This window comes from Paenibacillus sp. strain BS8-2 (genome assembly GCF_054483835.1).
Window position 1 is genome coordinate 4,861,606 of record NZ_CM137010.1, and the last position, 12,761, is coordinate 4,874,366.

General features: G+C 47.6%; 12 protein-coding genes. All 12 read right to left on the reverse strand.

Annotated features, from left to right (window positions below; all coding sequences use genetic code 11):
• Window positions 1-8: 8 nt before the first annotated feature.
• The 12 genes from fliI to topA all read right to left on the reverse strand — a co-directional run bounded on the left by fliI (window position 9) and on the right by topA (window position 12,759).
• Window positions 9-1,337 (reverse strand): flagellar protein export ATPase FliI, encoded by a 1,329-nt coding sequence (fliI, locus tag ACX1C1_RS21115; protein ID WP_458954122.1) that lies wholly within the window; start codon window positions 1,335-1,337, stop codon window positions 9-11.
• A complete protein-coding gene (locus ACX1C1_RS21120; RefSeq protein ID WP_458954123.1) occupies window positions 1,324-2,163 on the reverse strand; it encodes a FliH/SctL family protein in 840 nt (279 codons plus the stop codon). Before ACX1C1_RS21120 ends, fliI begins: the two co-directional genes overlap by 14 nt.
• Window positions 2,156-3,172, reverse strand: coding sequence for a flagellar motor switch protein FliG (fliG, locus tag ACX1C1_RS21125; protein WP_458954124.1), 1,017 nt, complete (start codon window positions 3,170-3,172; stop codon window positions 2,156-2,158). The genes ACX1C1_RS21120 and fliG overlap by 8 nt, the downstream gene beginning before the upstream one ends.
• A gap of 11 nt (window positions 3,173-3,183) precedes the next feature.
• The gene (fliF, locus tag ACX1C1_RS21130) at window positions 3,184-4,767 is read right to left on the reverse strand and encodes a flagellar basal-body MS-ring/collar protein FliF (protein ID WP_458954125.1); all 1,584 of its coding nucleotides are present in this window, start codon (window positions 4,765-4,767) and stop codon (window positions 3,184-3,186) included.
• A gap of 42 nt (window positions 4,768-4,809) precedes the next feature.
• Window positions 4,810-5,112 carry a flagellar hook-basal body complex protein FliE gene (gene fliE / locus ACX1C1_RS21135; RefSeq protein WP_458954126.1) on the reverse strand — a complete coding sequence of 101 codons (303 nt, stop codon included), beginning with the start codon at window positions 5,110-5,112 and terminating at the stop codon, window positions 4,810-4,812.
• Between the two features lie 27 nt (window positions 5,113-5,139).
• Window positions 5,140-5,592 (reverse strand): flagellar basal body rod protein FlgC, encoded by a 453-nt coding sequence (flgC, locus tag ACX1C1_RS21140; RefSeq protein ID WP_458954127.1) that lies wholly within the window; start codon window positions 5,590-5,592, stop codon window positions 5,140-5,142.
• 5 nt (window positions 5,593-5,597) lie between these two features.
• A complete protein-coding gene (flgB, locus tag ACX1C1_RS21145) occupies window positions 5,598-6,005 on the reverse strand; it encodes a flagellar basal body rod protein FlgB (protein ID WP_458954128.1) in 408 nt (135 codons plus the stop codon).
• Window positions 6,006-6,225: 220 nt separating this feature from the next.
• Window positions 6,226-6,996, reverse strand: coding sequence for a GTP-sensing pleiotropic transcriptional regulator CodY (gene codY, locus ACX1C1_RS21150; RefSeq protein WP_458954129.1), 771 nt, complete (start codon window positions 6,994-6,996; stop codon window positions 6,226-6,228).
• A gap of 29 nt (window positions 6,997-7,025) precedes the next feature.
• Window positions 7,026-8,429 carry an ATP-dependent protease ATPase subunit HslU gene (gene hslU, locus ACX1C1_RS21155; RefSeq protein WP_458954130.1) on the reverse strand — a complete coding sequence of 468 codons (1,404 nt, stop codon included), beginning with the start codon at window positions 8,427-8,429 and terminating at the stop codon, window positions 7,026-7,028.
• Window positions 8,430-8,453: 24 nt separating this feature from the next.
• Window positions 8,454-8,999, reverse strand: a complete 546-nt coding sequence (hslV, locus tag ACX1C1_RS21160) for an ATP-dependent protease subunit HslV (protein WP_458954131.1) — start codon at window positions 8,997-8,999, stop codon at window positions 8,454-8,456.
• Between the two features lie 169 nt (window positions 9,000-9,168).
• Complete coding sequence (gene trmFO, locus ACX1C1_RS21165) at window positions 9,169-10,497, reverse strand: FADH(2)-oxidizing methylenetetrahydrofolate--tRNA-(uracil(54)-C(5))-methyltransferase TrmFO (RefSeq protein WP_458954132.1); 1,329 nt, start codon at window positions 10,495-10,497, stop codon at window positions 9,169-9,171.
• A 162-nt stretch (window positions 10,498-10,659) separates the two neighbouring features.
• Complete coding sequence (topA, locus tag ACX1C1_RS21170; protein ID WP_458954133.1) at window positions 10,660-12,759, reverse strand: type I DNA topoisomerase; 2,100 nt, start codon at window positions 12,757-12,759, stop codon at window positions 10,660-10,662.
• Between the last annotated feature and the right edge of the window lie 2 nt (window positions 12,760-12,761).

Below are 12,761 nucleotides of genomic sequence, written 5' to 3' on the forward strand. Positions count from 1 at the left end.
CTTATCACTCAACTCCTGTCAAAATGCTCAATCAGCCGCTCTTGTGACTCGCTCAGCGTCACCTTCTCGGTCGTCTTTTGCTTCGCAAACGCATGAATCGTTTCGATCACTTCAATCGCTTTATCAATTTCTTTGTTCGATCCGACTTGATACGCCCCAATATTTATAAGATCCTCCGAATCTCTATAAATAGAAAGCAATCTCTTTAATTCATTAGCCGCATCTTGCTGCTGCTCGGTTACGATTTCTTTCATAACACGACTGACGGAGGCTAACACATCGATAGCAGGGAAATGACCTTTGTGGGCCAAATGGCGGCTGAGGACGATATGTCCATCCAATATGCCCCTGACCGCATCTGCAATCGGTTCGTTCATGTCGTCACCATCAACAAGGACGGTGTAGAACGCTGTAATGGAGCCTGTGGGACCAGTGCCTGCACGTTCCAAAAGCTTTGGCAAAGCAGCAAATACGGACGGGGTATATCCTCTAGTAGCCGGCGGTTCACCAATCGCGAGTCCAACCTCTCGGAGTGCCATGGCGTAACGAGTGACTGAATCCATCATCAACATCACGTTAAGCCCACGATCTCGGAAATATTCGGCAATCGTAGTCGCTATTAGCGCCCCCTTCATCCTGATTAATGCAGGCTGATCGGAAGTGGCAACAATGACAACAGATCTGGCAAGACCTTCAGGACCAAGATCCTTTTCGATGAATTCCAGCACTTCTCTGCCACGTTCGCCGATAAGCGCAATGACGTTGACGTCCGCCGATGTGTTACGAGCTATCATACCAAGCAATGTACTCTTGCCAACACCTGAACCTGCGAAAATGCCTACGCGCTGACCTTGACCGACTGTAAGCAGTCCATCAATAGCTCTTACGCCGATACTCAAGGGTTTCGTTACTCTAGGGCGACTAAGCGGATTACTAGGTTCGTTATGCGTAGAATAATGTTGCATCCGACTAGGTAGCGAGCTGCCGTCCAGCGGATTCCCTAAACCGTCAAGCACCTTGCCAAGCAGTTCAGAACCTACTTGTACAGTAAGCGGTTTGCCCGTTCCAACTACGTCACAGCCAGGACTAATCGCATGCAGATCACCAAGCGGCATTAGAATGACTTTGTTATCTCTGAAGCCTACTACTTCTGCTTTCAATGGCTTGGCAGACTTCGAAGGGTAAATATAGCAGAGATCGCCAATGCTGGCATCCGGTCCTTCCGATTCCACCGTTAGTCCGATGACTTGGGTGACCTTGCCGTTAACCCTCACGGGATCAATCGGTCTCAGATGGTCCAGATACTTTTGAACGTCCATCGGCTTATTCCCGATCATCGTCCACACCTCGCTCTTCACTACTTTGATGAGCAAGCTGGATTAACTCACGTTTGATCTCGGATAGCTGAGTATCGATTCTCGCATCAATGCTGCCGTAGGCTGAGCGAATCACACAACCGCTATCCTTCACGCTCGAATCCGGCAATATTTGCAGCTCCGCCTGCGAATCGATCGCGGCATGCAACTCTTCTCTCGCAGCTTGCACAAAGGCTAATTGCGCTGGTGAGACGCATAATGTGATGACGCCTTGCTCTCTTCTGCGAGATAGCGACTTTTTGATCAACTCGATCGCCATATCCGGTGAAGTTGACAACTGCTTGCCTATGATTTTCTCGGCAATAGCAACACTTAGCTCTACGAGAAAAGGTTCTGCTTCCTGAATGATTTGTTCTCTCATTGCATAAGCGCCTTTAAGCGCATTCGCTGCTTCGGAAATCTTGAGCTCCCAGCTGGATTGCAAATGCTCCTGAGCATCAGTAGATCCTTGCGTGTAACCGTGCTCGTACCCTTCCTTGCGGGAGGATTCGAATGCCAATTCGTCTTCGGTGCGTTTCTGCAGCCACCAGACATCGATTTGTTGTTCTGCTTCAGCCAGCATGCGTTCACATTCCTGGGATGTTTCCTGAAGGCGCTCCTGTGCAAACGATTCAGCATCAGACAATATTTGATCGCGCAGCGCTATCGTTTCTTGATCTGGCTGTGGTTCTTCCGGAGCTTCTAACGTTTGTTGTTCCATTGCGGCTGCCGCATATGGATTATGCCATTGCAAGGTCTTAAGCTGTTCTACCGGAATAACACTGGAGGATTTTATCAAATTAGACAATGATATCATCTCCTCCGCCGCGCGCGATAATAATTTCACCCGACTCTTCTAACCTGCGAATCGTAGCGACGATTCGAGTCTGGGCTTCCTCAACATCACGCAGCCGGACAGGCCCCATGAATTCCATTTCTTCCTTGAACGACTCGGCCATCCGCTTGGACATGTTGCGGAAAATTGCTTCACGAACTTCTTCGCTAGCCACTTTGAGCGCAAGCTGTAGATCGGAATTCTCGATATCGCGAATAATACGTTGGATAGAACGATTGTCGATGTTGACAATATCTTCGAATACGAACATCCGTTTCTTGATTTCTTCGGCCAGCTCCGGATCCTGTATCTCGAGTGCATCGAGAATGGTCCGTTCCGTTCCGCGATCTACGCCGTTCAGAATCTGAACGATCGAGTCGATGCCGCCAGCATTTGTATAATCCTGTGTAACCGTCGCGCTTAGCTTCTGTTCCAATACTCGTTCAACTTGAGAGATGACTTCCGGTGAAGTACTGTCCATCAATGCGATTCTACGAGCCACATCCGCTTGTTTATCTTGCGGCAGCGAGGATAGAATTTGGGACGATTGTTCAGATTGTAGGTAAGATAATACGAGTGCGATAGTTTGCGAATTTTCGTTCTGTATAAAGTTGAGAATTTGAGCCGGCTCTGCTTTTCTCGCAAAATCAAAAGGTCTCACTTGAAGTGTTGCCGTCAATCGGTTGATTACTTCCAGTGCTTTCGATTCGCCAAGCGCCTTCTCCAATATCTCTTTCGCGTAACTAATGCCGCCCTGAGAGATATACTCTTGAGCAAGGCAGATCTGGTGGAACTCACTTAAAATGTTTTCACGATCAGTGCTGTCTACCTTACGGACATTCGCAATTTCGAGCGTTAGTTGTTCGATTTCCTCATCCCGTAAATGCTTGAATATTTGCGCCGACACTTCCGGACCGAGCGTAATGAGCAAAATCGCTGCTTTCTGACGACCGGTCAAGCCCTGCATCATGTTCTTGGACATTGTTGGCACCTCTATTCATCCACAAGCCATGTGCGAAGGAGGTTGACGAATTCGTCAGGCTTGCGTTTGGCGAGTGTTTCAAGATTTTTGCGAGCTTGGCTGTCATTATTGACACTCTCCAGATCGAGCGTCGGATATTCAACTCTGGAATTAGAAGAATTAGAAGGAACCATTTCAACTTCTTCGATCGCCGCTTGTTTTCTTCTGCGATTCAACATGAACACGAGTCCGCCAATCAGTGCTAGTGCTGCAACACCGAGTCCAACTGCCCAGCCTGTCGACAATCCGCTTCCCGAAGTCTGCGAGCTGCTTGCTGCAAAAGTTCTGGATATTAACGAAACTTTTTTGCTGACCAATGCGTCATCATTAACATCCTGTCCCGAACCAGCCAGCTGACCTCTTACAACAGTAGTCAGGTAATTCATGATGTCAGTTCTAGCATTCTCATCGCTTAATTGAGCCTCTTCAATACCAATGCTGATTGATAGGTCCTCCAGGACGTATGGCCCAGATTCAATATTGTTTTTGATACGGTCGTAATCGTAATTCGTAACTTGAGAATTGGATTCCGAGGTATTTTGACCTTGCGAACTTGCCTCGTAGCCGGGAATATCGGTTTCACCCGTACCCGCTACCCCACCTGCCGGAGTAGATGATCCTGTCGAGGATGAACTATTCGACTCTTCGCTTACCTTAATTCCGTTATTGTCGTTGTCAGTTAGAGGACGAACGAGATTTTCTTCGGTTCTGCGTTTGTCGAAGTTCATTGAGCTTGCGACGCTTACCACCAGATTCTCTGGTCCAACGATCCGTCCAAGAAATTGTTGAATTTCGTTTTTCAAGCTTGTTTCGTATTTGCTTTGAATCTGGAATTGCATCTCGACTGCGTCCGAACTCCCAGCTCCTGCACCGCCAACTGCAGAGGATACTAACTCGCCTTGTGGACCTGAGATGGTAATGTTCTCGATAGCAAGATCCGTCACAGTCGCTTTGACCAGATTATAATAACCGTCAATTTCTTTCTGCGAAGGGCGATATCCGGTCGTGAAATTCATTACGATCGCTGCTGTTGCCTGCGGTTCGTTCTCCGGTGTCAGAAACACACTTTTCTCTGGTCGGTTAATGAGAACCTTTGTGCTTTCCACTCCTTGAAGTCCGTTAAGGAGTTTCTGAACCTCACCATTGAGTGCTGTTTGGTAAATTACATCGAACTCGTTTTGTGTTTTGCCAAATTGTGAAGCGCTATTGCTGAATACTTCGAATCCAATCGATCCGTTCTGCACCAAGCCTTGCGATCCTACATCTACTTTTACTCTAGATGCAACCGTGCTTGGTACCGATATGCTAGTGCCATTGCTGCTGAGCTCATACGGGATGCCATTTCCGTCAAGGTAAGTCATAACGGCCGCGGCGTCCGTAGCGTCCATATTTTTGAACGCAAGCTCGTACTCCGTCCTGGTGAACACGATGGTTAACAGGATGACCGCCAACAACAATCCACTAATCGATGCCCCCAACCATATTTTTTGTTTTTTGCCCATCTGGCCCCAGAACTGCTTGAGCCTTTCGCGATAGTGGGCGATTCTCTCGTTCACATTGTCACCTCACCCAATACTATGCTGATCATAACTGCAGAATTAAAGTTGCATCCGCATCATTTCCTGGTACGCTTCCACCACTTTATTGCGGACCTGCGAGGTTAATTGCAGACTAAGTTGCGCTTGTTCCGATGCAATCAGCACTTGTGTGACGTCCACTTTGCCTAGCAAATATTGATCGTTTAGTGCATGTACCTTCTTCTCCTGATTACCTACACTTTCTATCGCTGTCTGCAGGTATTGCCCAAAGGATTGTGTAAGCTCCGCTGGAGTCGCTTGTGTTACCGGCTTAACCAGCGATTGTGTCGGGGCAATCGTCCCTAACTGCATCGTTTGTATCATTTTTCACACTCCGTATTAGTAGTCTACTTAGCCTCTTCCGATTTCGAGCGCTTTTACAAACATGGCTTTAGTCGCATTAATCGCTGTTACGTTTGCCTCATACGCTCGCGAGGCTGCGATCATATCGACCATTTCTTTAGCTACATCAACGTTAGGCATATGTACATATCCGTTCTCATCTGCATCAGGATGTGAAGGATTATAGACCAGCTTATTAGGCGTTTGGTCTTCCTCAATTCTGCTGACTCGCACACCTGAGACTTTCTCCTTGCCCCCCATTTGCTGAGAGAGCATTGACGAGAATGACTGCTGGTTGGGCTCGAGGACTACCAATTTCCGTTTATATGGCTCGAACTTCCCGTTCACATAACTTCCCCGGGTCGTCTCTGCATTGGCAATGTTGGAGGAAATGACATCCATCCGCATTCGCTGAGCGGTGAGAGCCGACGCACTGATATCAAATCCATTCGATAGTTTCACTTAAGCTACGCCCTCCCGTCTATGCCAGTTCTCATCATCTTTAAATCATGGTTGATCTGTTGAATATAAAAGTTATAGCTAAGCTGATTCTTGGCGAGTAGAGACATCTCACGATCGACGTCGACGTTATTCTGATTGTTGCCCATCGATGTCGAATCATCGGTTAAGACTTGAGGCACAGGTAGTTTGGTAGAATTGGCTCCGATTGGGATATGCCTAACATCTGTCGTTTTACCCGAAAGACGACTCGTGTCCATCGATTGCTCGAGCAGCTCCTCGAATAAAACTTCCGAGCGTTTGAAGTACGGCGTTTCTGCATTTGCGATATTGTTCGAAATAACTCGTTGCCTGGATTCAGCCGCGTATAGAGCCGCTTCCATGCGCCCAAACGCTGCGCCATTCAACAATTTCACTTTACGTTTCACCACTTTCGCTTTGAAAATCTTAGTTTAAATATTCAACAGATTAACTCTCATTCCTTCTTCGTTCGACAAATAATTATTAAAAAAATGAGACGGTTCTGTCGTTTTTTGCTGACAGGAATATCTTCTTCAATTCCCTAAAATATTACAATAAGAAAAAAGCCCTATCTTTTGAAAAAGATAGGACTTACTTGTACGTATTGAACTAGGACTACGATTTTATCTTTTTCAATTCTTGCAAAAGCTGGTGATTGAGTATTCGAATGTAAGTCCCTTTCATTCCAAGCGACCTAGTTTCGATAACTCCTGCGCTCTCCAGTTTACGCAATGCATTGACGATTACAGATCTAGTAATACCCACTCGATCCGCAATCTTGGAAGCTACGAGCAATCCTTCTTTGCCATCCAGCTCCTCGAAAATATGCTCAACCGCCTCTAATTCGCTGAATGACAAGGATCCGACCGCGACGGAAACAACTGCGCGGCTTCTCACCTCTTGTTCAATCTCGTCGGCGCGTTCACGTAAAATTTCCATACCAACGATTGTTGAGCCGTACTCTGCCAATACGAGATCATCATCGTTAAAGGCCCCAGATGCTCTTGTCAGGATCAGTGTTCCCAGCCGGTCACCGCCCCCAGTTATCGGGACTACGGTCATAACTTCATGAATCCCGAGTTTGGTGAACGTTTCCATAATGCCCGAATCGAGTTCAACATTAGTCAAAGACTCCGATGTACCAAGGAATCGATGATTAGATTCCTGTGAGAATCTAAGCTCGTCCCCCGATAAAGAACGGATATAATCGTGATCATAGATATCGACTGCGGCGCAGCCCAATACTTTACCTTTACGACTGACGACAAAGACGTTACTCTGAATCGTCGAGCATAACACCTCAGCCATTTCTCTAAAGCTAAGTGCCTTGCCGGCCGCTCGTTGGAGCAGCCGGTTAAGCGTTCTCGTTTTGTTCAATAAACTCATTTCTAATGTGCCTCCCGGAACTGTAACAACTACAAGATGTATTGACTTAAATCTCGATCTTTGGCGATGCTGCCAAGCTTTTCTCGCACATATTCTGGCGTGATTACCATTTTCTCCAGCGATAATTCAGGCGCTTCGAAGCTTAAATCCTCTAAGAGCTTTTCAAGAATCGTGTGCAGCCTTCGCGCACCGATATTCTCCATATTTCGGTTTACATCCGCTGCAATCGAAGCGAGCTCACGGATAGCCTCTGGCGAAAATTCGATTTCGATTCCCTCGGTCTGCAACAGCGCTGTATATTGTTTCGTTAACGCGTTTTTGGGCTCTGTTAGAATACTTATGAAGTCGTCTAAGCTGAGCGATGTCAATTCTACTCTGATCGGGAAACGCCCCTGGAGCTCTGGTATCAGATCCGACGGCTTCGCAATATGGAACGCGCCAGCTGCGATAAACAATATATAATCCGTTTTTACCGGTCCATATTTGGTCATTACCGTCGAGCCTTCCACGATTGGCAAGATGTCTCGCTGAACCCCTTCACGAGATACGTCTGGGCCTGATCCTCTGGACGGACTTGCAATTTTATCAATTTCGTCGATAAAGATAATGCCGCTTTGCTCCGCTCGCACTACGGATTCGGTCACGACATCGTCCATGTCGATTAATTTGTTCGCTTCTTCCTGGATAAGCACCTTCCTGGCTTCCTTCACAGGGAGTTTGCGTTTCTTAGGTTTCTTCGGCATGAGCTGACCGAACAACTCGGACATATTCATCCCCATACCTTCAGGACCTTGACCGTTAGACAACATATCCATCATATTCGGAGTCGTATCCTCGACCTCGATTTCGATGATTTCGTTCTCGAGCTTACCTGCTGCCAGCTGCTCCTTGATCTGTGACCGTTTAAGCTGCAAAGCGCCATCCTGCTCGGTATCCTTCTCTTCTTCCTTTTCTTCCTGATTCCCGCCGAATAACATCTCAAACGGATTTTTGGAAGTTTTGGCTTTGACGGCACTAGGAGCGAGAAGCAACACAATGCGTTCGTTAGCCTGCTTCTCTGCTTTTTCCCGGACCTGATCCGTTTTTTCGGATTTGACCATCCGAATCGCCGTTTCTACAAGATCTCGCACCATGGATTCCACATCGCGACCAACATAACCGACTTCAGTAAATTTTGTCGCTTCCAGCTTGACGAATGGAGCTTTCACTAGTTTGGCGAGACGTCTGGCAATCTCCGTTTTGCCTACACCTGTAGGTCCGATCATTAAAATGTTTTTAGGCACGATCTCGTCTCTGAGCGCCTCATCCAATCTGCTTCGACGATAACGGTTGCGCAGCGCAACCGCAACCGAACGTTTCGCATCTTTTTGACCGACGATATACTTATCCAGCTCAGCCACGATCTGGCGCGGCGTCAACACATCATTCCCCATCCAATATCGCCTCCCGCAAATGGTCTAACCGATTTCTTCCACGATAATATTATGATTTGTGTAAACGCAGATTTCGGCAGCAACTTCGAGCGCCGATCTCGCCATTTCTTTGGCTTCCAGACCTGTTGCATGACGTTTGAGAGCCCTAGCCGCCGACAAAGCGAACGTGCCGCCTGAGCCGATCGCCAATATTTCATCATCCGGTTCAATGATCTCACCGTTTCCTGAAATAAGCAGCATACCGGATTTATCCATCACTAACATCATTGCCTCAAGCTTACGCAACACGCGATCCGATCTCCAGTCCTTCGCCAGTTCGACAGCAGCACGCTGCAAATTGCCATGGTGCTCCTCCAGCTTCGCCTCAAACTTCTCGAATAACGTTATCGCATCAGCCACAGATCCAGCAAAACCTGCTACAACCTGGCCTCGATACAATCGTCTAACTTTTTTCGCCGTATTTTTCATGACCATGCTGTTACCGAATGTGACCTGGCCATCGCCAGCGATTGCGCCTTTCCCGTTATGGCGAATTGCACAAATCGTGGTGGCATGAAATTTCATTTCCATCTTTCCGCCTCCATCCATGATATTCAATCGATTCACTGGGCCGATAGACCTAGTTCATGTGTCCAAAAGACGTCAAACCATAAAAGTCCGCATGTTCTACTCTATGATGATAGAACGCCATACAGCACGAATTACTGCTTAGAAAACGCTAATAACACAAAGACATCAACTATTGTACGGCCAGATGCGTCAAATGTTGCTCTTTAAACGATTCCAGAGTCTCAAGCGCCCTGTTCGCGATCGCTTCGTTCTTATCCTTCTTGTTCCGGATACGTGTCTCGAGCGGTGGAAACAGTCCAAAATTGGCGTTCATCGGTTGGAAATGCTTGAAATCAGCTGTTGTTATATATTGCGCCATACTGCCAAGGGTCGTCTGCTCCGGCAGCACAAGCGGCTCAAGGCCCCGCGCTAGACGACCAGCGTTCAAACCTGCAATCAGACCAGACGCTGCCGATTCGACATATCCCTCAACGCCGGTCATCTGACCCGCGAAGAATAACGATTCACGCGTTTGCGTTTGGTACGTTGATTTAAGCAGCTTTGGTGAATTGATAAACGTGTTGCGGTGCATGACGCCAAAGCGGACGAATTCGGCATTCTCTAGTCCAGGAATGAGTTGGAATACCCGTTTCTGCTCTCCCCACTTCAGATGGGTCTGGAAGCCGACCATATTGTACAGCGTGCCAGCAGCATTATCCTGGCGCAGCTGAATAACAGCATGAGGCAACTTGCCCGTATGCGGGTTCATGAGGCCGACTGGTTTCATTGGACCGAACAACGCCGTTTGTTTGCCGCGTTTCATCATCACTTCGATCGGCATACAGCCTTCAAAATAAATTTCCTTTTCAAACTCTTTAAGTTCAGCCGTTTCCGCTTGGATAAGGGCTTCATAGAAAACGTCAAACTCTTCTACCGTCATCGGGCAATTTAGATACGCAGCTTCACCCTTGTCATATCTAGAAGCCAAATAAACTTTGGACATGTCGATTGAATCTTTTTCGATGATAGGCGCCGCCGCATCATAGAAATAAAAATATTCTTCGCCGAGCAGTCCTTGAATTTGTTTGGATAGATCCGGAGCGGTCAATGGACCAGTAGCAATGACGGTAATGCCATCTGTCGGAATTTGAGTCACTTCTTCGTTTAATACTTCTATCAACGGATGCTCGCGAAGCTTGCTAGTCACCTCGCCAGAGAATCCGTCGCGGTCGACGGCAAGCGCTCCGCCTGCGGGCACGGCATGCCGGTCTGCGCTGCTAAGAATCAGTGAGTTCAAACGACGCATTTCTTCTTTAAGTACGCCTACCGCGTTAGCTAACCCGTTAGCGCGAAGGCTGTTGCTGCATACTAGCTCTGCAAATTGATTCGTATGATGGGCAGGCGTCTGCCTGACTGGACGCATCTCGTATAATGTAACCGGCACGCCTTGGGACGCGATCTGCCAAGCAGCTTCACTTCCCGCAAGACCTGCTCCGATCACGGTAACTCTCTGTGACATCAATGATTCAATCCTTTCGAAGAAACTATTAGAAATTTCTGACGTTTATTGGCACAATTTGGCCAAGGTGAAAACAGCTGCGCCGTTGTTGGCGGCACAGCGTGTTTGAATTCGAGTTATGAATCTGGGCTAGCCTATTCCATTACAAATTGCATGACCTGATTAATCTTGATCATCCTGATCATCTTCCGGCGCTTCTTCGGAGTAACTGCAAGCCGGGCAGTTCAGCTTCACGCCTGCTTTGCTACGTTTCTCAACTAACATGGCATCGCAGCTTGGGCACGGTTTGCCCGTTGGTTTATCCCATGAGACGTAATCGCAGCCCGGATATTGATCGCAGCCATAGAAAATTCGGCCTTTTTTGCTGCGTCTTTCGATGATTTTTCCTTCAGCACATTTCGGACATGCGACGCCAATATCTTTGACGATGGGTTTGGTATTGCGGCAATCAGGGAATCCAGAGCAAGCAAGAAACTTTCCAAAGCGTCCCATTTTGTAGACTAAATGTTTGCCGCACTTCTCACATATCTCGTCGGAAACCTCATCCTGAATTTCGATTTCCTTCATTTCTTCTTCAGCGACTTCCAACCGTTTCTCGAACGATTCGTAGAATTTCGCGAGTACCTTTACCCAATCTTCATTACCGTCTTCCACATGGTCGAGATTTCCTTCCATATTTGCTGTGAACTCAGCATCAAGAATTTCCGGGAAAAACTCTTCCATTAACTGAATGACCAGCTCACCAAGCTCGGTTGGCATAAACTTTTTCTCTTCCATGGCGACATATCCGCGCTTCTGAATCGTCTCAAGCGTAGGCGCATATGTACTTGGCCGTCCAATTCCGAGCTCCTCGAGCGTCTTGACGAGACGCGCCTCCGAGTAGCGTGGCGGTGGTTGAGTAAAGTGCTGCTTCGGCTCTACCGAATCCGTTTCGACCTTGTCTCCAGCAACGAGAGGCGGTAGGAACTTATGTTCTTCTTCCGTACCATCGTCATTTCCTTCGACATAGACCTTCATGAAGCCTGGGAACTTAATCTTGGAGCCTGAAGCGCGGAACACGGTCTCTCCCGCTCCTAGATCTACCGTCATCGTGTCAAGTACGGCCGAGGACATTTGGCTAGAAGCGAATCGTTCCCAGACGAGCTTGTAGAGTCGCAATTGATCACGGGACAGGAATGCTTTCACAGACTCCGGATCGCGATAAATCGATGTTGGGCGAATTGCTTCGTGCGCATCTTGTGCATTGCTGTTTTTCTTCGTATATACGCGAGGCTGCTCAGGCACATAATCCGAACCATACTTATCCGATATATACGTCTTCGCTTCTTCTTGCGCGACAGGAGAGATCCGGGTCGAATCCGTTCTCATATAAGTGATTAGACCAACTGTACCTTCTTTGCCTAGCTCGACGCCTTCATACAGTTGTTGAGCAACAGACATCGTCTTAGATGCTCTAAAGCCGATTTTACGTGCAGCTTCCTGCTGAAGCGAACTCGTAATGAACGGTGGCGCAGGATTACGCAGACGTTCCTTCTCTTTCACTTCTTGTACGACAAAGGATTCGCCATTCATTGCAGCGAGTACTTCGTTTACGTCCGCTTCCTTGCCGAGCTCACGTTTCTCTCCGCGGATCGAATAATATTTGGCTTCCAGCGCAACGCCCTTTTGTTTCAGCTTTGCCGTAATCGACCAATATTCTTCAGGCACAAATGCGTCAATCTCATTGTCGCGATCAATAATGAGTTTAACTGCAACCGATTGTACACGTCCGGCGGACAAGCCCTTCTTCACTTTCTTCCAGAGAAGCGGACTGATCTTGTAGCCGACTAGACGATCAAGAATCCGGCGTGCCTGCTGCGCATTAACGAGATCCATATTGATTTTGCGAGGATGCTTGAATGCATCCTTTACCGCTTGTTTCGTAATTTCATTAAAGACAACCCTGCAGGTGTCCCCTTCATTTAATTCCAAATAATGAGCCAGATGCCAAGCTATTGCTTCACCTTCGCGATCCGGGTCAGCTGCCAGATAAACATGTTTCACTTTTTTGCTGGCATCCTTCAATTCTTTAAGCACGCTGCCTTTGCCGCGAATCGTAATATATTTGGGATTAAAATCGTTTTCGACTTCAACGCCAATCTGGCTCTTAGGCAAATCGCGGATATGACCCATGGAGGCTTTCACAATAAACTTGCTGCCCAAATATTTGCCGATCGTCTTGGCTTTGGCGGGTGATTCTACAATAACTAATGAATCGGCCATGC

Excerpts from the sequence above, each read along its gene's own strand:
- codY (WP_458954129.1), bottom strand. The coding sequence starts at position 6,996 with ATGAGTTTATTGAACAAAACGAGAACGCTTAACCGGCTGCTCCAACGA.
- trmFO (WP_458954132.1), bottom strand. The coding sequence starts at position 10,497 with ATGTCACAGAGAGTTACCGTGATCGGAGCAGGTCTTGCGGGAAGTGAA.
- hslU (WP_458954130.1), bottom strand. The coding sequence starts at position 8,429 with ATGGGGAATGATGTGTTGACGCCGCGCCAGATCGTGGCTGAGCTGGAT.
- hslV (WP_458954131.1), bottom strand. The coding sequence starts at position 8,999 with ATGGAAATGAAATTTCATGCCACCACGATTTGTGCAATTCGCCATAAC.
- topA (WP_458954133.1), bottom strand. The coding sequence starts at position 12,759 with ATGGCCGATTCATTAGTTATTGTAGAATCACCCGCCAAAGCCAAGACG.
- fliG (WP_458954124.1), bottom strand. The coding sequence starts at position 3,172 with ATGTCCAAGAACATGATGCAGGGCTTGACCGGTCGTCAGAAAGCAGCG.
- fliE (WP_458954126.1), bottom strand. The coding sequence starts at position 5,112 with ATGATACAAACGATGCAGTTAGGGACGATTGCCCCGACACAATCGCTG.
- fliI (WP_458954122.1), bottom strand. The coding sequence starts at position 1,337 with ATGATCGGGAATAAGCCGATGGACGTTCAAAAGTATCTGGACCATCTG.